Below are 20456 nucleotides of genomic sequence, written 5' to 3'. Positions count from 1 at the left end.
GGCTTCCGATGGCTCTACAAGGAACAGGTGGTTACGAGGCCGGCCTTAAACAGCAACCCGACGCTCCATCTCACCCGGATCGGGATCACGCAGAACATAGCCACGGCCCCAGACGGTCTCGATATAATTCTCGCCGCCAGTTGCATCCGCGAGCTTCTTGCGCAGTTTGCAGATAAACACGTCGATAATCTTCAGCTCGGGCTCGTCCATACCACCATAGAGGTGATTGAGGAACATCTCTTTGGTGAGGGTCGTCCCCTTGCGCAGGCTGAGCAGTTCGAGCATCTGGTACTCTTTGCCCGTGAGATGGACAGGCTTGTTTTCGACCTCGACCGTTTTCGCATCGAGATTGACCGAGACCTTGCCGGTACGGATCACGGATTGCGAATGGCCTTTGGAGCGCCGGATAATCGCATGGATCCGTGCCACAAGCTCTTCACGGTGGAAGGGTTTGGTCATGTAGTCATCGGCACCAAAGCCGAAGCCCTTGATCTTGTTCTCGGTGTCATCGGCACCGGTCAAAATCAGGATCGGCGTGTCGACTTTCGACAGACGTAGCTGACGCAGAACCTCGTGACCGTTCATATCGGGCAGATTGAGATCGAGCAGAATAAGATCGTAATCATACAGCTTGGCGAGATCGATCCCTTCTTCACCAAGATCAGTGCAATAGACGTTTAGATTCGCATGAGTCAGCATCAACTCAATGCTTCTCGACGTCGTGGGATCGTCCTCCACCAACAAAATCCGCATATTCCGTTCTCCGCATTAATTCCTTGGTTATCTGAAACCCTCGCACCAAATGGTTAACACACTCTTACCCCAGAACGTTAATTTTTTCAATTCCCCCTAAGGTTGTCGGAATTTCTGGATTGCCGTCACTTTCAATCCCGCAAGCCCGTGTTTCTGAACCGCCTGGGTCCAGATATCGAGCTCTTCATCGGACAGATCGTACCGTTCAAGGACCTCATTGCGCGTGATGAGGCCGTGGGATACGGCATTCACAATAATTGCCTTACGCGACGCCACCCAACGGCGCGTTTCGGCAGGCGGGAGGTCCGCGCGGGTCAGAATCGTACCATCAGGTAGTGTGATCGACCTCGGACCATCGACTTTTTTAAGATACATGGGCACACCCCTTCACTTCGATGTAAAGCAATGTGACTGACGGGTCTTAACGACGGGTGAAACTAACCCTTGAGAATAGGTAGCATTTTCTGATATTTCTGCCCATCTGGTTAAAGGACGTTTTCCATGAGCAAGGATATGCCACTCAATTCGCTCGGTTTTGCCAAGCGCCCCGAAGACACGCGAGTCGTCGTAGCCATGTCTGGCGGCGTCGATAGCTCTGTCGTTGCGGCAGAACTGGCGGAACAGGGCTATGATGTCGTGGGCGTGACGTTGCAGCTATATGACCACGGTGCGGCACTTGCAAAGAAAGGGGCCTGCTGCGCGGGACGTGACATCCATGATGCGCGCCGTGTTGCGGAAACCATGGGCTTCCCACATTATGTGCTTGATTATGAAAACATCTTTCAGGAGGCGGTGATCGACGAATTCGCCGATGCCTATCTTGGTGGAGCCACGCCCGTACCTTGCATCCGCTGCAACGAACGGGTGAAGTTCAAGGATCTTCTGGAAACTGCCAAAGATCTCGACGCCGATTGCATGGCCACGGGTCATTACATCCAGCGCAAGATGGGCGCCAATGGCCCCGAGCTTCACAGCGCAGCCGATTCGAATCGTGACCAGAGCTATTTCCTGTTCTCGACGACCCCCGAACAGCTCTCCTTCCTGCGTTTTCCCCTCGGACATCTGCATTCCAAAGCCGAAACCCGCGCATTGGCGGCAAAACACGGCCTTCCCGTCGCAGATAAACCCGATAGCCAGGACATCTGTTTCGTGCCTGATGGCAATTATGCCAGCGTGATCGAGAAACTCCGTCCCGGGGCAGCCGATCCCGGGGAAATCGTCGATATGGACGGCAATGTTCTGGGAGAGCATCGCGGTGTGATCCATTATACCATCGGACAGCGGCGCGGTCTGGGCATCGGCGGCATGGCAGATCCGCTCTATGTCGTCAAACTCGACCCCGATAACCGGCGGGTTATCGTCGGCCCGAAAGAGGCACTGGCCACCCGCACCATCCCCGTGCGCGAGATCAACTGGCTCGGTGACGAGCCCTTCACCTCCCGTAAGGAATGGCATGTCTCGGTGAAGGTGCGCTCCACCCGTCCGCCGCGGGCCGCCATTATCCGGCCTCTCTCTGACCGCGAGGCGGAAGTCGAGCTGATCGTGCCGGAAGAAGGCGTCTCGCCGGGCCAGGCCTGCGTCTTCTATTCCAATGACGACAGCCGTATCTTCGGCGGCGGCTGGATCTGGAAGGGACGCTGAGCGAGCCTGTGCAGGACCGCACCAGTGCCAGCATGACATAAATCGCGTATCGAACTGAAACACATAGGCCTGTGCACCCCTGACATGGACAGGCCTACGAGACATATTAGGATCGGGCCATTCTATAAGGCACGATCATGCACAGACTCCGCGAAAATATTCTGCCCCTGACCATCGCCTTTGCTCTGCTGATGGAGCTGATCGACGCGACGATCCTGTCAACCGCCCTTCCCGTGATGGCGCGCGATCTGGATGTCGCCGTGCTCTCGCTAAAGATGGCGATGACCACATATCTCATCGCATTCGCGGCATTCGTGCCGGTGTCGGGCTGGATCGCGGACAGGTTCGGGGCCCGACGGGTGTTTCTCTCCGCGATGAGTGTGTTTATCGGCGCCTCCGCACTTTGCGCGATGCAGTCCGATCTGGGTGGGCTGGTCGCCGCTCGCGCCCTCCAGGGACTGGGGGCTGCAATGATGACACCGGTCGGCCGACTGATCGTACTGCGCAACACCGATCGGAAAGAACTGGTCCGCGCGATGGTGTACCTGACCGCGCCCGCCCTTCTCGGGCCGGCACTGGGTCCGTTCATCGGTGCACTCGTGACGCAATCTCTCGGCTGGCGATGGATCTTCCTCATCAATATCCCGCTCGGGAGCATCGCCCTGATACTGGCCGCGCGACACCTGCCCCGGGATCTGCCCGCAGATCCCGTCCCGTTCGACATCACGGGGTTCATCCTCTCGGCAATAGGTCTTGCGGCGATCATGGCAGGGCTGAGCTCACTCGGAGAACATATCATGCCGATGCCCGCCGCATTGGGCCTGAGTGTAACGGGATTTGGGCTGATGGTCCTCTATACGCTGCGCGCCAGAGGCCGCAGCGACGCATTGCTCGATCCGCGCCTGTTCCGGCACCGGACCTTCTCTATTGGGATATGGGGAGGCACGGCCTTTCGGTTGAGCAACGGAGCCATTGCCTTGTTACTGCCGCTCCTCTTCCAGTTGGGCCTCGGTATGTCCATTCTTGCCTCGGGCGCATTGGCCGGACTGACTGCGATCGGAGCCTTGAGCATCCGGGGATTCTCCGGTCGCGTCGTCGACCGTTTCGGCTTCCGGCCGGTCCTGATATTCGGCACGTTTATTCGGGCGGCTAGCCTGCTCGGCTTCGGGACCATCAGTAGCCCGACCGACTGGTATCTCGTTCCCCTGCTTCTGACCGGAGGCGTGGCGCAAGCGCTGACCTTTACCGCGATCAATGCTATCACTTTCGCAGATCTTCCGCCCGAAGAGATGAGCAAGGGCGCCTCCCTTTCGGCCGTCGCCCAGCAGATGTCCCTGACACTGGGTATTGCCCTAGCCGGAGGCGCGCTCGAACTTTCGGCCTATTCTCTGGATCTGACGATCAGCAACAGTCTGATCCCGCTCCATGCCTTCGCGCTGGCCTTCGCCCTTGTTGCCGTGACCGGCCCGATCGCCATACTGGTTTTCAGCAAATTACGCCCCGAAGACGGCGCTGCCTTGCGCCATAAGGACGTCAAGCCGCGATTGTCGACGCAACATTGATCAGGCAGCGCGATGCGATATCGCATGTGCTGGCGGATCAACCTCGCTCAAGTAGATCGATATATGCGTTCCGGCCACCGAACTGCGCAACGTCAATCCGCCACCCGACTGGCGCGCGAAGCCCAATACCATCGAAAGCCCTAGCCCCGACCCTTTCCCGACCGGTTTGGTAGTGAAGAAGGGCTCGAGCACATGATCCAGCACCGCTTCCGGAATGCCAGTTCCGGTGTCGGCCACAGTCAGTTCAACATAATTCCCGGGTTGGAGAATATGCCCGTCCGCCATCAGTTCGGGGCTGTCGAAATGCCGGTGCATGGCCGAAATTCGAATGCGGCCCCCTTTGGGCATCGCATCGCGTGCATTGACGATCAGGTTGATCAGGGCGGTCATCAGCAGGGTCTCGTCGACCTTGACCCAATTCTGCCGATGCGTGCTGACCACTTCCAACGAGATAGATGCCGGAATGAGCCGTGCACCAAGCACCCTGACCCGCTCGAGCATCACCTCGATATCGCGAGCTTCAGCCTGCAGGTTGGATTTGCGCGAATAGGCCAGAAGCTGTTGGACCAGGGTCGCGGCACGTTCCGCCGCCTCTTTGGCATTGCGCACCATATCATCCCGCTCGGGCCGCTCGTCGGTGAGTTCGTAAAGATCCAGATTGCCGATGATCGCGGTGAGAATATTGTTGAAGTCATGCGCGACCCCGCCCGCAAGCTGCCCTACGGCCTCCATTTTCTGGGCCTGCAGCGTCCGCTCCGATGCGCGCTCGGCATCAAGCCGCATTTTGCGACCTTCGAGCAAGGCATTGGCGAAATAGACAATCAGCGCTACACAACAGACCAGCATCGCAGATTTGGCACTCAACGAGGAAACCTGTGGCAGCACCAGAAAAGCGACCGCGCCCAATGTCACGCCTACCAGCAGGATCTCCCCGTAGATCATCACCATCAACCGGTCACTCCGCCGGATCAGAAAAACCATCAGGCAGCCCAGCCCCGCTGCTGCACTGATACGCAGCGCCGTATCCTGCTCGAGCAGCATCAATGCGGGCAGCCAGATGAACCAAGCGAGCAGAATGAGAAACATCGCGCAGGCGATATAGGTGTCGCGCGCAGTGCAGACTTTGCCGCGCGTGCGCAGGAAGACGAAATAGAGCGCCTGCAGCGCGAAATAGACCGGTGTCCATAACAACGCCGAAGTCCACTGGAGATAGAAATGCAAGGTGAGGCCACCGTTGAACACAGCAAGATAACGCAAGAGCAACTCGCTTCGTGAACCGAATTCAAGCCTCATCAGCCTGTCGATCTCGCGCCTATGATCCATGGGATGGAGGGTATCACGTTGCATTGATTCAGCCGTACTCGGATTAGAAAAGCTCGACATCATTACTCGGCGGCGGCGGCGGCGGCGTCTCGATCACTTGCGCCTCGCCCAGAAGACGCTGTCGTGCCCGCCCTCCATTTGGCCAGAACTCGACACGTCGCGCCTGTGTGCCGCCAAGGCTTTGACCGACACACGCGATGCCCTCACGACGCAGGAAATCCAGAACGAAGCTGCCGTTTTTCGCGCCCACATCCGAAAGCCCGGCAATCATCCGCGCGCCCCCAAAAACCTTCGCCTTCAAGGTCGCACGATTGCCGCCATTCTTGATGATTTCGTTGATAAGAAGTTCCATCGCATTGACGCCGAAACTTGCGGTCGAGCCCGTACCTTCGGGCAGGAGGAAATGGTTCATTCCCCCGACGCCGCTATGTTCGTCATAGAGGCAGGTCGCCACGCAGGAGCCCAGAATGGTTGTGATCGACATACCATCCAGAGTGCCCACCGAGAACTCTCCCTGAGAGATGTGTTTTGGTCGCCCAATACCAAGCGTGTTCATGCAAACCGCCCTCCGCGTGCGACACTGGCTGCCTGACGGCCGCATTGCGCAAGAACCGTCGACGCGATCCGGCCGAGTGGCACGGCCTTCTCGGCGGCACCATTCTCGACCGCAGCCCGCGGCATCCCGTAGACGACGCTGGTGGCCGAATCCTGCGCAAAGCACCGCGCCCCAGCCTGCCGTAACCGCAACATCGCATCGGCGCCATCACGCCCCATACCGGTCAGCATAACGGAGACAACTTTGGAGGCCATCGGTAAGGCCGAGTCGAAGAGCACCTCGACAGAGGGTCGGTGTCCGTTACGTTTTTCTCCTGTATCGAGCCGGCATCTGGCCGGTTCTCCCGGTCTTAGCGCAAGGTGGTGCGCGCCCCCCGGCGCCAGATAGACATTGCCCTGTGCAAGCGGCACCCCGTCTCTAGCCAGCGCCATGTTGGGTGCGATACAGCCTTGGAGACGTCGCGCAAAACTCGCGAGGAAGCTTTCCGGCATATGCTGGGTGATCAATGTCGGCGGACAGTTTACCGGAAAGCCGGACAGCACCGTCTCCAATGCATCCACCCCGCCTGTCGATGATCCGATCAAAATAATCTTGCCGTTCCAGGTAAAACCGCTTGCCGGCTCGATCTTCTTTCGTGGTCCGGAACGAAGGCGGGCATCGGCGGCGGCGACGAGCAGATCCGGCAAAATACCGAACGCCTCGATCGGGTTTCCGTATTTGGGCTTCCCAATACAGTCCACCGCACCGAGCGAAAGCGCTTCCATGGCCTTTGTCGACCCGCGTTGTGTCAAGGTCGAGACCATAATGACCGGCATCGGCCTAAGGCGCATAATCTTTTCTAGAAATTCCAGCCCATTCATACGCGGCATTTCGACGTCAAGCGTTAGAACATCGGGCGCCAAAGCCTTTATTTTTTCTCGTGCATCATATGGGTCAGAAGCCTCACCCACCACCACCAAGCGCGGATCCCCCTGCAACTGGGCGCGGATCAACTGCCGGATAGTAGGAGAGTCATCGACGATCAAAACACGTTTGGCACTCATTTCTTGCCTTTCCTGCCGTCAAAATCGACGTGCTAAGTTTCTTGCTAGTCATGCCGAGGGGATCATGCCCCTCGGACAGGTCTTAAAAGTCTTCCCAGTCGTCATTCACCGGCGGAGGCTCGACCTTTCTCGCCAGATTACCTTCGACTTTAGGTACGGGAGGTGCCTTGAGAGCCGGCGCTTTCGGTTTGGCTGCACTTTTGACCGTTATGCTCGGTTTGACCACAGGCTTGGTTTCCGGCATCGCCGTCGGAACAGCCTTTCTATCGCCGAGAGCAAAACGACGGGTCGTCTCGTTGAGGGCATTCGCGCTCTGGCTCAGAGACTGGCTTGCCGCCGTCGTTTCTTCGAACATTGCCGCGTTATGCTGTGTCACCTGATCGAGTTGGTTCACCGATGTATTGATCTCCGAAAGACCGGAGGCCTGCTCTTTGGCCGAAGTCGCAATTCTTCCGACGCGCTCGGCGATGTCGCTTACGGAGCGAAGGATCGTCTCCAGCGCATTCCCGGCCTGACCGACGAGGCCCACACCACGATTGACCTGATCGGACGAGGCGGTGATCAGACCATCGATTTCGCGGGCCGCCTCTGAGGATCTCTGGGCCAGAGCGCGCACTTCCGAGGCGACCACCGCAAAGCCGCGCCCCGCTTCCCCGGCCCGTGCAGCTTCGACGCCAGCATTCAGAGCGAGGAGGTTCGTCTGGAAGGCAATGTCATCAATGACACTGATGATTTTCGAGATTTTCTGCGAGCTTTCCGAGATTTCGCCCATCGCCTCGACCGCCTGCTGCACGACCTGACCTGAGCTTTCCGCATCCTTGCGGGCCTGCATGACAATCAGATCAGCTTCGTTGATACCGTCGGAGGCGCTGGCAACCGAAGAGGTCAGCTGATCAAGTGCTGCTGCCGTCTCTTCGAGGGTCGCTGCCTGCTGTTCGGTCCGACGGCTCAGATCTTCTGCCGCATTCGAAATCTCGCGCGCCTCATTATCGATAGCTACGGCATTGTCGATAACGATCCGCATCGCGTCGGCAAGACGATCGACGGCTGTGTTGAAATCTCCGCGCAGCTCTTCGTACTCGTCCCCGAGGCGCTCGGAAATTTGCGAAGTCAGATTGCCGTCCGAAAGTGATTTCAGCCCAACGCGCAGCGCTTCGACAACTTTGGTCTGGCGCAATGTCATCTGGCGGCTGGCCTCGGCAGACGCCGCGAGTGCTTTGCGCGCGGCCGTAACGTCGCTACCGATGAAGATGATCTTGACCACTTCCCCCATCTCGTCATGGACCGGCGAAATGATCCCTTCCGAGATGGCCTCTCGACCGTCCTTGGTATAGATCCGCCAGGTGCCGGTGACGGAGACACCGTCGCCCACAACACGCTGTGCCACATCTGCCATGGTCAGCTCGCTATCTACTGTATCGGTGACGTCAACGAAGGGCTGGCCGATAAACTCGTCGGCGCTGATACCTACGGCGTCGCAATAGTTCTGGTTCACATGGGTAATACGCCCATCCAGACCACCCTCGCCCAACATCTGCGCTGAATCGAGTGCTTTGAGGACCGCACGCGAGATACCGATCTCGGTGACATCGCGCCATTCCACCACATAGCCGATCCGTCCCTCGCCGGGCATAATGACTTCGGAAATCCCCAGCGCGAATTGCGCCTGACCGATTTTCAGATTGGCCGAATAAGGCAGGTTCGCGCTATCGGACAGGAAATCTCGGATCCGCTGCGGGTTTTTATGGAAGGTATCGATTGAACGGCCCACCATCGAATCCGCAGTGATCGACGGATCCAGAACGTGGAAATCATCAAGCCTTGTCGCGATCAGCTCGGTCATGGCAGGATTGACATAGCTGATGTTAAAATCGGTGTCAGCCATCATCATCGATGACGAGCCTGCGTTGAACGCTGCTCCCTTTAGGGTAACATCAAGCGATGCAGCCTCGGCCGTGGCAAGTGCGAGCTGGAAGTCCTCGAGCGCAACCGCCATCTTGCCTACCTCGTCCTTGCGGCGGGTAAACGGGACGGTGATATCGAAGTCTTTTGCCGCCAGCTTATCCATAGTCGCCTTCAGCCCGAGCAGCGGCTTGGACAGTCCACGCGCCATCCACCATGCCAGTCCGATCAAGGCCAGAAGGACCAGTCCACCATGCAGGCTCATCGATTCTGCCAGCTTGAGGATGGGTGCGAAAAGTTCGCTATTCCCTTGCTCCACGACCAGAGCCGCTTTGTGGTTGAAAAGATTGATCGGGACATAGGCGGCCGTGACATCACGGTCACTCAGAACCGATTTGATCTCCGACACCCCACTCTGTCCGGCCAATGCACCTTGGATCGCCGCGTTGTCGGGGGCGGTTTTCATGACCGTCGGTCCATCCGCCAGACGCAGATTATTCTGGTATTTCAAATCATCCGTAACGAGATAGCTCTGCCCCGTCTCCTGCAGACCGCGATTATCGGCCAGGATCGCATCCAGACCTGAAAGCGGGATCTCGAAGGCCAGCGCCCCCTTGACCTCTCCCGCACGATCGAGAATCGGCGCCGCCATGAAATAGGACAGCGTGCCGCTGTGGTCGGCGGAATGCATGCTGGCATCGGAAACAAGCGGGTTCTCGGTGCTCGCCTTCAGGGCTTGCTGGAGCAGCATCCCGACATTGCTACCCGCGAAAGGTCCATCGATGATGTTGGTCGCGAAATCGTCGGCTTTCTCGATAGAATAGAGAATGTCGCCTTCGGCGCTGGCCACGAAGATATCGGAGAACCCTGCGCGCTGCGCCATCTGCAGGAGCAGGGGGTGATATTTCTCGTGCCGTTTGGTATAGAGAGAGCCGTCACTGGAGCCGTTCAGCTTCCAGCGGTCCTCGGCACGATAAGCGTTATCGGTGACATAGGCAGAATGGATCTGGTCTGCTGCACCATCCCCGAGCCGGGTCCACGAATTCTGGAAATCGCGCAGGGCTTCCCGGACGATATCGGAACCGATCGTGTTGCGGACTTCGGAGCGGATATTGGCTTCCCACTCCTGCACCCGATCTGACTGGACATCGGCGACATGACTAAGACGTTCGATCGCGGCGTCTTCCAGGAGCGCCCGCGAGTCCCGATAGGCGGTAAATGCCATAACCGACAAAGCGATAAGAGCAATAGTAAACAAGAACAGGGGCAGCTTGACCCCGATCTTCATATTATCAACAACTTTCATCCAGCAGCCTCCACTCGGGCACCAGCAGTACCCAAACCCAATACGGAGCTTTGCCCCCGCGTTAGGTCACGACCATGCTGTGAACTGCTGAAGATTCATTTAAGCTGGAATAGGCTTAGGCTCTCATCGCCGCAAACAGGAAGGAAAACTGTCGCTTCAACCTGTTTTTTATTGGAAAATCTTGGCTAACACTTTCTGGTTCCTGAAGAATATCGCTCAAAATTGCACGACTTTCCCACGCCGGAAGCAATGCGCGCCGTCCAAGACGCGACAAGGACCCTGCATCAAGCCGCATCAGGCCCTCTGCCGCCAGCGCCGCCACGGCCTCCGGCCGTCCGTCAGGCAAGGGGTGACGTCCCCGCCGCACGATCTCGGGCACCGCGCGTAGATAGGCAGCAAGCCCCGCCGCCTGTGCGTGTGGCCGCATGGCCACCTCCGCATCGGAGGCTCCAATGAGCTGCGCCGCCGCGCAATAAAGCGCCCCGGACGTTCCGTCGAGATAGGCCCAGAGCGCCTCCCCATCGGCAAATTCCTCCGGCCAGCAATCACGCCGTCGCGTCTCGGCCAGCGCGACCAGATACCCCGCAACGGGGCGCAACCCTGCCAGTGCCGGACCGATCTCCGATGGCGGCAGCGATCCATCATCGCGCAGCGCCTCCAGCACATCGACCCACCATTGCACGCGCATTTCGGCAATCATCGGCTCCTTAGAGGCCCAGGGCGCACGCGCAAGCTCCAGATTGACCGCATAGAGCGGCCAGAGCCTGCGCCGGTCGGCCGCGGGCGTCGCCATCAGTGCGCGAAACCGTTCGGGATCCCCCTCCTCGACAAGTTTCGCACAATGCGCCTCGGCCTCGGTCAACCCCCTCATAGCGGGCGCACCCCGTCACGCAGGAATTTCCACTGAATCGCTTCCAGAAGCGCCTCGAAGGAAGCGTCCACGAGGTTGGCATTCACGCCCACTGTCGACCAGCGGTTGCCATTGCCATCCTCGCTATCGATGACCACGCGCGTCACGGCCGCCGTCCCGCCGCCGGTGATCCGCACCCGGAAATCGACCAGTTTCATATCCTCGATATGGCACTGATAGGGCCCCAGATCCTTGGCCAGCGCCTGCCATAAAGCGTTGACAGGCCCCTGATCATAGCCCTCGTTATCCCAGCTTTCCGAGACCGAGAGCATCCGCTCCCCGCCCACTTCCAGCACGACGACCGCCTCGGAGGAATTTGCCATCTCGCGCCCGTTATGACGGCGCTCGATCACGACGCGGTAACGTTCGACCTTGAAATAGCGCGGCAATTCCCCCAGTGCGCGGCGCGCCACCAGCTCGAAACTCGCCTGAGCGCCGTCATAGGCATAGCCGTGATCCTCGCGGCGCTTGATCTCGTCGAGAATCTGCCCCAGCCGCTCGTCGCCTTTGGTGATATCGAGCCCCATATCCGCCAGACGCGCGCGCAGGTTCGACTGCCCGGCCTGATTGGACATCGGGATCTGCCGCGTATTGCCCACCGTCTCGGGCGGGATATGCTCGTAGGTCGCCGGATCCTTCAGGATCGCGCTGGCATGAAGCCCTGCCTTATGGGTAAAGGCAGAAGCGCCGACATAGGGGGCCGAGCGCAAAGGCACACGATTGAGAATATCATCGAGTTTGCGCGAGAGCCGCGTGATCCCCGCAAGTTCGGCCTCCGGCACTCCCGTGTCAAAGCGCGAGCGATAGGGCTCTTTCAGAAGGAGCGTCGGGATCAATGCGGTGAGATTGGCATTGCCACAGCGCTCGCCCAACCCGTTCAGGGTGCCCTGGATCTGGCGCACCCCCGCATCCACCGCGGCCAGCGAACAGGCCACAGCCATGCCTGTATCATCATGGCAATGAATGCCCAGACGCTCTCCCGGAATACCCGCCGAAATCACCTCGGCCACGATGGCGGAAATCTCGGCAGGCAGCGTCCCGCCGTTGGTATCACATAGCACGATCCAGCGTGCACCCGCCTCATAGGCCGCCCGCGCGCAGGACAGCGCATAGCCGGGATTCGCCTTGAATCCGTCAAAGAAATGCTCGGCATCAAACAGCGCCTCACGCCCCTCGGACACCATATGGGCAACACTGGCGCTAATGCTTTCGAGATTTTCTTCGAGCGTGATCCCGAGCGCTGTGGACACATGGTAATCATGGGTCTTGCCGACCAGACAGACCGCAGGCGTTTTGGCATTCATCACCCCCGCCAACACCTCGTCATTGGCCGCTGACCGCCCCGCCCGCTTGGTCATGCCAAATGCGGTAAAGGTCGCGCGGGTCTCGGGACGCGCCTCGAAAAAATCGCTATCGGTCGGGTTTGCCCCCGGCCAGCCGCCCTCGATGTAATCCACCCCGATCCGGTCGAGCGCCTGCGCGATCTTGACCTTTTCAGCCACCGAAAATTGCACCCCTTGGGTCTGCTGCCCGTCGCGCAGGGTCGTGTCATAAAGATAAAGACGCTCTTTCACCGTTTCTCTCCCTCTCTGCCGCGCCTCAGAGCGCAGGCAGCTTCTCCGGTGCAAATCCCGCGGCTGGCAAAAGCTCCACCCCCGCCTTCGACATCCGCACTTCGACCCCCGCCGCAACCAGCGCCTGTTTCATCGCATCGACGGGGGCAAAATCCTTGGTCTCCATCGCGCTCGCGCGCAGGGCGGCGAGATGCTCGGCATAGGCCGACAGATCCACCACCGGTGCCTCGGCCCACGCGCCCATATCGTCCAGCAACAGCCCCAGCATCTGTGCCGATGCCTTCAACTCCGCCGGATCGCCCAACGCATGCAATGCCGCAATGGCGCCCGCCGTGTTCAAATCATCCGCAAGCGCGTCGATGACCGAGGGCGCTGCGGCCGGCGCGGGTTCGATGCCCGCAACGGCCGCCCGCCACTTGCGCAGCGTCGCCTCGGCTTGGCGCGCCTTCTCGGCCGTCCAGTCCATCGGCTTCGAATAATGCGTCTGCAGGAACACAAAGCGGATCACCTCGCCCGGAATGCCCTCATCGAGCAGATCGCGCACGGTGAAGAAATTGCCCAGGGATTTGGACATCTTCTTGCCCTCCACCTGCAGCATCTCGTTATGCAGCCAGAAACGGGCAAACTCGCCTTTGGGATGGGCGCAGCAGCTTTGCGCCACCTCGTTCTCGTGGTGCGGGAACTGCAGATCGATGCCACCGCCATGGATATCGAAACTCTCGCCAAAGAGCTCGTAGCTCATTGCCGAACATTCGATATGCCAGCCCGGACGGCCACGGCCCCATGGGCTGTCCCAACCGGGCAGACCGTCATCCGAAGGCTTCCACAAAACGAAATCCATCGGATCTTCCTTATAGGGCGCCACCTCCACCCGTGCGCCCGCGATCATATCATCGACCGAGCGCCCCGAAAGCCTGCCGTAGTCCTTATACGAGCGCACACGGAAGAGCGCATGGCCCTCGGCGGCATAGGCATGACCCTGTTCGATCAGACGCTCGATCATCGCGATCATCGCATTGATGTAATCGGTCGCGCGCGGCTCATGATCAGGGCGTGCGGCTCCCAGGGCGTCCATATCGGCATGATACCACGCGATGGTTTCCTCGGTGCGGGCGCGGATCAGTTCCTCGAGCGTGCCTGCAGCCCCCTCTTCGCGGCGTTTCAAAGCGGTCGCGTTGATCTTGTCATCCACATCCGTGAAGTTGCGGACATAGGTCACCTGTTGCGCCCCGTAAACATGGCGCAGTAGCCGCTGCAGCACATCGAACACCACCACAGGGCGGGCATTGCCCAGATGCGCGCGGTCATAGACCGTCGGCCCGCACAGATAGAGCCGCACATTTGTCGGATCAATCGGCGCGAAATCCTGCACCTGACGGGACATCGTGTTGCGCAAGCGTATCTGGGTCATCTCTAATCTCTCCCCCACAGCATGAAACGGCCACCGCTCGGGCGGGTTCGGGGTGTGAGCTTTGGGAAAGCATGACCGGACCGCCCGACGAATGTCAGCCGATAATGCAGCAGATCGTGATGGTTGCGGTCTGGGTCATGGGCCATCTCTTAGCCTGAGTGCGGACAGATGTGAAGCGCAAACTCAACACATGGGGGCCAATCGGAACGTCAGGACAAACGGCGCGTTACCTTGATGCCTTGCGGGACTATCCTTCCCGCGACAAACAGGAAAGACGCATGAACGAGACCGTGATCCCCGAGCGATCCTTTCGCGCCGTGACCGAGGAGGCCCGTCAATCGGGCGGGTTCTGTCACGAGCTGGCGCATCATGCGCTGGCCTATCTGCCGCAAGGCGGGGCCGAGGGGCGGCATCTGGTGGTCAGCTTCGGCAATCTCACGACAAGCCAGACTGGCGGCGAGCAGCATCCTTGGGGACAACACCTGCTTCAGGGACAAGGCTGGTCGGTGCTCGGCGTCATCAACAACCGCAATGACTGGTATCGCGATGCAGAACTGATCGCGGCGCTCGAGACCCTGCGCGACGAAGGCTTTTTCAAACGCTTCGACCGTGTGAGCTTTTACGGCGCCTCGATGGGCGGGTTCGGGGCGCTGACCTTCTCGCGGCTCGCGCCGGGGGCGCATGTGGTGGCCTTTGCGCCGCAATCGACGCTCGATCCCTCCCGCGTGCCTTTCGAGGACCGGTACGCCGCTGCGGCCCTGAAAGGCGATTGGTCCCTTCCCTATGGTGATGCCGCCTATAGTACGAGAGATCTCGCCTCGGCGGAGATCTTCTACGACCCGTTCATCGCCCAGGATAAAGCCCATGCCGAACGGCTTACCGCCCCGCAGGTCCGGTTTCACCAGCTACGCCATTTCGGCCATAAGCTCCCGTTCGTTCTGCTGAAACTCCGTCTCCTCAAAGAGGTGTCGCTCCACGCGCTGACGGGCGATCTGAGCGACAGATGGCTGGCCCGGGCGCTCCGCGTGCGCCATCAATATGTGTATTACACGACGTTGATGCTGACGAATGCCCACGCGCGCGGGCATGACGCGCTGGCGATGCGCGGGACCGATCTGGCATTGCGGCAGACCGATCACTGGAAACTCAGAAAACTCCGCAAAAGCCTGCGCACTACCACGGGCGACAGTGAGGCCCGCGTCGCGACGCGCCCCTGAAGGCGCCTCGCGCAAGATCTGAGGGTCAGTCCATCGCCTCGACGACGAGCAGTTCGCGCTCGGCTGCGCCTTTGGCATGGGTGAGCGCGGCCTGATAGGACGGACCGTTATAGCAATCCACGGCGGCCTCGAGGCTCGGGAACCAGGCCACTACATTGCGCGGGCGCTCCTTGCCCTCGAGTTGCACGAAACGCGCCCCACGCGCCAGAAACTTACCGCCACTCTCGGCAATTGCAGGGCCTGCCAGCTCGGCATATTTGCCATAGGCCTCGGGGTCGGTCACGGTCACATGGGCAATCCAATAAGCACCCGGCATCGGTTCTCTCCTGTCAGAAAAAAGGGCCGCGGATTTCCCCGCAGCCCCGTTTGGTTATTTGCTTTCGATCAGCGCTTTGACCGCGGCAATGGCCTCATCCGATTTCGACGGATCGGCACCGCCTGCCTGCGCCATATCGGGACGACCACCGCCGCCCTTGCCACCCAGCGCACCGGCCGCCGCACGGACCATATCCACAGCCGACAGACGCGCGGTCAGATCCTCGGTCACACCTGCGGCCACAGCTGCCTTGCCACCGGCATCGGCCACCAGAAGCACCGCGCCCGAACCGAGCTTGGTCTTGTATTCATCCACCAGCGGCGGCAGATCCTTGCCGGTGACACCAGTCAGGAACTGCGCCACAACCTTGATGCCGTTGATCTCTTCGGCCTCGTTACCGCCGGTGGACCCACCCGACATAGCCAGTTCCCGGCGCAGCTGTGCCACTTCATTGGCCAGTGCCTTACGCTCGTCCGAAAGCGCTTTCACACGCTCTGCCAGGTCAACAGGCGCCGCCTTGAGAACATGAGCTGCCTCGACCAGATGCGCTTCCTGCGCCTTGAGATAGTCGATCGCGGCCTGACCGGTCAGCGCCTCGAAGCGGCGCACACCCGCGGAGGAGGCGCTATCGCCAAGCGCCACGAAGGCCCCGATATCACCGGTGCGGGTCACATGGGTGCCGCCGCAAAGCTCCAGCGAATAGACATCACCCGCCGTGCCCTTGCCCGAGCCAGCCAGCTTGCCCATCGAGACCACGCGGACCTCATCGCCATATTTCTCGCCAAAGAGCGCCTGAGCGCCAAGGCCGCGGGCGTCATCGGGGGTCATGATGCGAGTATCAACGGCAGTGTTCTGGCGGATGAACTCGTTCACCTCGGCCTCGACGCGGGCCATTTCCTCAGGCGAAAGCGCCTTGGCATGGCTGAAATCGAACCGCAGACGGTCCTCGGCATTGAGCGAGCCCTTTTGGGCCACATGATCGCCCAACGCACGGCGCAGCGCCTCGTGCAAGAGGTGCGTGGCCGAGTGGTTCGCACGGATCGCCGAGCGGCGCGCATGGTCCACAACCAGACGTGCGCCCTGACCGCGGGCAATCTTTCCCTCGGTCACCTCGGCGATGTGGATGAACACGCCCGCCACCTTCTTGGTGTCGGTAATGCGCGCCTTGCCTGTTTCGGTCTCGATCAGGCCGGTATCGCCAACCTGACCACCGGACTCGCCGTAGAACGGCGTCTGGTTGACCACGATCATGCAGGTGCCGGTGCTATCGGCAATCTCCGCCCCTTCCGCGACAAGCGCGGTGATCTGGCCTTCGGCCACTTCTGAATCGTAGCCCAAGAATTCGGTCACGCCCAGCTTATCGGCCAGCTCGAACCAGATCTTGCCATCTGCCGCCTCACCCGAGCCGGACCATGCGGCACGCGCCTTGGCCTTCTGCTCGGCCATCGCCGCATCGAACCCGTCGGTATCGACGGTCAGTTTCTTCTCGCGCAGCGCGTCCTGCGTCAGATCCAGCGGGAAGCCATAGGTATCATAGAGCTTGAACGCCGCCTCGCCCGGAAGGGCCGCGCCCTCGGGCAGGTTCGCCAGTTCGTCATCGAGCAGCTTCAGACCACGGTCGAGCGTGACCTTGAAGCGGGTCTCTTCCAGCTTCAGCGTCTCCTCGATCAGCGCCTGCGCCTGACCCAGCTCGGGATAGGCCGCGCCCATCTCGCGCACCAACGCCGGCACCAGCTTGAACATCACCGGATCCTTGGCCCCCAGCATATGCGCATGACGCGCGGCGCGGCGCAGGATGCGGCGCAGCACATAGCCGCGCCCGTCATTCGAAGGCATCACGCCATCGGCGATCAGGAACGAGGTCGAGCGCAGGTGATCGGCGATCACGCGGTGATGGACATTGCCCGGACCATCGGCATCGGTCGAGGTGGCATGGGCCGAGGCCTCGATCAGATGGCGCATCAGATCGGTGTCATAATTGTCGTGCTTGCCCTGCAGGAGCGCGCCGATCCGTTCCAGACCCATGCCGGTATCGATCGACTGCATGTCCAACTCGACCATCGAACCGTCTTCGAACTGCTCGTTCTGCATGAAGACGTTGTTCCAGATCTCGATGAAACGGTCGCCATCCTCGTCGGGGCTGCCCGGAGGACCACCTGCAATATGCTCGCCGTGGTCGAAGAAGATCTCGGTGCAGGGGCCGCAAGGGCCGGTCGGCCCCATCTGCCAGAAGTTATCCTTGGTGGGGATGCGGATGATGCGGTGATCCTCGAAACCGGTGACCTTTTTCCAGATCTCGGCGGCCTCGTCATCGGTGTGGTAAACCGTGACCAGAAGCTTGTCCTTCGGGATATCGAAATCCTTCGTCAGAAGCTCCCATGCGTAATTGATCGCACCTTCCTTGAAATAGTCACCGAAGGAAAAATTCCCCATCATTTCAAAGAACGTGTGGTGACGCGCGGTATAGCCCACATTGTCGAGATCGTTATGCTTGCCGCCTGCGCGCACGCATTTCTGCGCGGTGGTCGCGCGGGTATAATCCCGTTTCTCGACACCGGTGAAGCAGTTCTTGAACTGCACCATGCCGGAGTTCGTGAACATCAGGGTGGGGTCGTTGCGCGGCACCAGCGGCGAGCTGGGCACGATCCGGTGCCCGTTCCGCTCGAAGAAGTTGAGGTAGGTGGACCGGATTTCGTTCAGAGAGACCATATCATGCGCCCTTTTTGGGGATTTTCACCCGTTTAGCGCCGCGCGGGCTGGCTGTCCAGCAAAGCGCGGCGAGATCGGGCTGTTGTGGTCTATAATTCCTTGCGGAAGAAATAATCGGCATAGGGGTTATCGTTATAGCGCTCGATCTCGGACCAGCCGGTTTTAAGATAGAAAGCCCGTGCCTCGGGAAGTTTTGCCGAAGTATCGAGCACCAGTTCCCGATGCCCCAAAGCATAGGCGCGTGTCTCGGCCTCGCGCATCAAACGCTGAGCGAGCCGCATCCCACGCGCCGAGGGATCGACCCAGAGCCGTTTGATTTCAGCACGTTCCCCCATATCCTTGAGCGCGACACATCCCATTGCCACCCCTTCGGAAAGGGCCAGAAGGAAGGTCCCACGCGGCGGGCGCATAGCATAGGCCTCGGGCTCGCCGGAGCGCGCGCGGTCGAAGTCCTCGCCAAAACGACGTGACAGCTCGGCCACATAGGCGTTCACACAGGCGATCGCGCGGGCATCATCGGGATCGACCTCGATAATTTCGATCCGCTCGCTTCCGATCACCGAGGCGACAAGATCCACAGCCTTCAGGAACGCGTCGCGATCTTTCACCCGCGCAAGCACGGCCTGCGCCGCCTGATCGGATAGGGCCTCATAAGCCTCGAATTCCCGCTCCCCTTTACGCGTGCGCAAAATGCGCTTGCGGCGGCCGTCTTTCGGATCGGGCGAGAGAACGATCAGCTCCTCGGCCTCGAGCTTGCGCAAAAGCCGGCTCATCAGGCCGGAATCGAGATTCAACCGCTCACGCAGTTCACCGACATCGGAAACTCCCGATCCTACCGAATGCAGCACCCGCGCCTCCAGAAGCGGCCGCCCGCGCCCCAGAAAGCTCGCATCCAGCGCTCCGAGTTCCAGCGTCACCACCCTGTTGAAGCGCCGCAGGCGATCCACGCCTCTTTCGACATCCCGCATAATACCTGACCTATGTTTTACATTATATCTGACTTTAGTCAGCTTAATCTGCCAAGCAATAAAAAACCGGGCCATGACGGTCCGGTTTTCTTACTACGCTTACAAAAGAGGCTTATTCCTCTTCTGTCAGCGCATCATCCTTATCGTCGGAATCGAGGTTCAAACCATGGCTCGAACGGATCTTCGCTTCGATCGCATCCGCAACATCGGGATGATCACGCATGAACTGCTTGGCGTTCTCGCGCCCCTGCCCGATCCGCTCATCTCCGTAGGAATACCACGCGCCCGATTTCTCGACGACACCGGCCTTTACGCCAAGGTCGATCAACTCGCCAACCTTGGAGATGCCTTCGCCATACATGATGTCGAATTCGACCTGTTTGAAGGGCGGCGCCACCTTGTTCTTGACCACCTTCACGCGGGTCGCGTTCCCCACCACCTCGTCACGGTCCTTCACCGCGCCGGTACGGCGGATATCCAGACGCACGGAGGCGTAAAATTTCAACGCGTTACCACCCGATGTGGTTTCGGGGTTACCGAACATGACGCCGATCTTCATACGGATCTGGTTGATGAAGATGACCATGCAGTTGGAACGGCCGATCGATGCGGTCAGCTTGCGCATGGCCTGGCTCATCAGGCGTGCCTGCGCACCGACCGTCGCATCGCCCATGTCGCCCTCGATCTCGGCTTTCGGCGTCAGTGCCGCGACAGAATCGACCACAACAAGGCTCACTGCGCCCGAGCGCACGAGCGTATCGACGATTTCAAGCGCCTGCTCGCCGGTATCGGGCTGCGAGATCAGTAGTTCATCAAGATTAACGCCCAGCTTGCGTGCATAGGACGGATCCAGCGCATGTTCGGCGTCGACGAAGGCACAGACCCCGCCCTTCTTCTGTTCTTCCGCGACCGTGTGAAGCGTTAGCGTGGTCTTGCCCGAGCTTTCGGGCCCGTAGATCTCGACGATCCGGCCCTTCGGCAACCCACCGATACCCAGTGCGATATCCAGCCCCAGAGAGCCTGTCGAGGTCGATTCAATATCGATCTTGGCGCCTTCGCCAAGCTTCATGATCGAGCCTTTGCCAAATTGTCGCTCAATCTGCGAAAGCGCCGATTCCAGTGCTTTCTGCTTATCTGCTTTCATCTTGTCCGCCATATCGAAAAGGCCCGCCGTTACCATTAGGATCATCTCCTTATTTCACAGTGCACGCCGGATCACAATTGCCCGGACATGGTGAATGTTCTAGTAATGTTCGTTAAGCCGA

At 59.8% G+C, this 20456-nt stretch carries 16 protein-coding genes; 3 read left to right on the top strand and 13 right to left on the bottom strand.

Annotated features, from left to right (window positions below; all coding sequences use genetic code 11):
- Positions 1-45: 45 nt before the first annotated feature.
- A complete protein-coding gene (gene ctrA / locus ABEB22_RS10615) occupies positions 46-753 on the bottom strand; it encodes a response regulator transcription factor CtrA (protein WP_339112937.1) in 708 nt (235 codons plus the stop codon).
- 96 nt (positions 754-849) lie between these two features.
- Complete coding sequence (locus tag ABEB22_RS10610) at positions 850-1128, bottom strand: DUF1153 domain-containing protein (protein WP_339112938.1); 279 nt, start codon at positions 1126-1128, stop codon at positions 850-852.
- Positions 1129-1254: 126 nt separating this feature from the next.
- Here ABEB22_RS10610 and mnmA point away from each other — a divergent pair, with 126 nt between their 5' ends.
- Positions 1255-2394 carry a tRNA 2-thiouridine(34) synthase MnmA gene (gene mnmA, locus ABEB22_RS10605; protein WP_339112939.1) on the top strand — a complete coding sequence of 380 codons (1140 nt, stop codon included), beginning with the start codon at positions 1255-1257 and terminating at the stop codon, positions 2392-2394.
- Positions 2395-2531: 137 nt separating this feature from the next.
- Positions 2532-3956 (top strand): MFS transporter, encoded by a 1425-nt coding sequence (locus ABEB22_RS10600; RefSeq protein WP_406870246.1) that lies wholly within the window; start codon positions 2532-2534, stop codon positions 3954-3956.
- Here ABEB22_RS10600 and ABEB22_RS10595 read toward each other — a convergent pair whose 3' ends face one another.
- The 7 genes from ABEB22_RS10595 to cysS all read right to left on the bottom strand — a co-directional run bounded on the left by ABEB22_RS10595 (position 3957) and on the right by cysS (position 13981).
- A complete protein-coding gene (locus ABEB22_RS10595; protein WP_406870245.1) occupies positions 3957-5213 on the bottom strand; it encodes an ATP-binding protein in 1257 nt (418 codons plus the stop codon).
- Positions 5214-5322: 109 nt separating this feature from the next.
- Entirely contained in the window at positions 5323-5781 is a 459-nt protein-coding gene (locus tag ABEB22_RS10590) for a chemotaxis protein CheD (protein ID WP_406870244.1), read from the bottom strand.
- Positions 5782-5831: 50 nt separating this feature from the next.
- A complete protein-coding gene (locus ABEB22_RS10585) occupies positions 5832-6878 on the bottom strand; it encodes a chemotaxis response regulator protein-glutamate methylesterase (protein ID WP_339112943.1) in 1047 nt (348 codons plus the stop codon).
- Positions 6879-6960: 82 nt separating this feature from the next.
- On the bottom strand, positions 6961-10086 hold the full coding sequence (locus ABEB22_RS10580; protein WP_406870243.1) for a methyl-accepting chemotaxis protein: 3126 nt from the start codon (positions 10084-10086) through the stop codon (positions 6961-6963).
- Positions 10087-10201: 115 nt separating this feature from the next.
- Positions 10202-10957 (bottom strand): squalene/phytoene synthase family protein, encoded by a 756-nt coding sequence (locus ABEB22_RS10575; protein ID WP_406870242.1) that lies wholly within the window; start codon positions 10955-10957, stop codon positions 10202-10204.
- Positions 10954-12570 carry a citramalate synthase gene (gene cimA / locus ABEB22_RS10570; RefSeq protein ID WP_339112946.1) on the bottom strand — a complete coding sequence of 539 codons (1617 nt, stop codon included), beginning with the start codon at positions 12568-12570 and terminating at the stop codon, positions 10954-10956. Before cimA ends, ABEB22_RS10575 begins: the two co-directional genes overlap by 4 nt.
- 25 nt (positions 12571-12595) lie before the next feature.
- Positions 12596-13981 carry a cysteine--tRNA ligase gene (gene cysS / locus ABEB22_RS10565; RefSeq protein WP_406870241.1) on the bottom strand — a complete coding sequence of 462 codons (1386 nt, stop codon included), beginning with the start codon at positions 13979-13981 and terminating at the stop codon, positions 12596-12598.
- A 278-nt stretch (positions 13982-14259) separates the two neighbouring features.
- Here cysS and ABEB22_RS10560 point away from each other — a divergent pair, with 278 nt between their 5' ends.
- Positions 14260-15198: a hypothetical protein gene (locus tag ABEB22_RS10560; protein WP_406870240.1), complete on the top strand. Its 939-nt coding sequence runs from the start codon at positions 14260-14262 to the stop codon at positions 15196-15198.
- Positions 15199-15223: 25 nt separating this feature from the next.
- Here ABEB22_RS10560 and ABEB22_RS10555 read toward each other — a convergent pair whose 3' ends face one another.
- From ABEB22_RS10555 to recA, 4 genes are all read right to left on the bottom strand, one after another.
- Positions 15224-15514 carry a DUF1330 domain-containing protein gene (locus ABEB22_RS10555; protein ID WP_339112949.1) on the bottom strand — a complete coding sequence of 97 codons (291 nt, stop codon included), beginning with the start codon at positions 15512-15514 and terminating at the stop codon, positions 15224-15226.
- Positions 15515-15568: 54 nt separating this feature from the next.
- Positions 15569-18223, bottom strand: a complete 2655-nt coding sequence (gene alaS, locus ABEB22_RS10550) for an alanine--tRNA ligase (RefSeq protein ID WP_406870239.1) — start codon at positions 18221-18223, stop codon at positions 15569-15571.
- Positions 18224-18312: 89 nt separating this feature from the next.
- Positions 18313-19191, bottom strand: a complete 879-nt coding sequence (locus tag ABEB22_RS10545) for a helix-turn-helix domain-containing GNAT family N-acetyltransferase (protein ID WP_339112951.1) — start codon at positions 19189-19191, stop codon at positions 18313-18315.
- Between the two features lie 112 nt (positions 19192-19303).
- Positions 19304-20371, bottom strand: a complete 1068-nt coding sequence (gene recA, locus ABEB22_RS10540) for a recombinase RecA (RefSeq protein WP_339114522.1) — start codon at positions 20369-20371, stop codon at positions 19304-19306.
- Between the last annotated feature and the right edge of the window lie 85 nt (positions 20372-20456).

It is taken from the genome of Thioclava sp. 'Guangxiensis' (assembly GCF_045348365.1).
GTDB classification, from domain to species: Bacteria; Pseudomonadota; Alphaproteobacteria; order Rhodobacterales; family Rhodobacteraceae; genus Thioclava; species Thioclava kandeliae.
The sequence above is the reverse complement of the archived record's forward strand: the minus strand, read 5'-3'. Positions and strand labels throughout refer to the sequence as shown.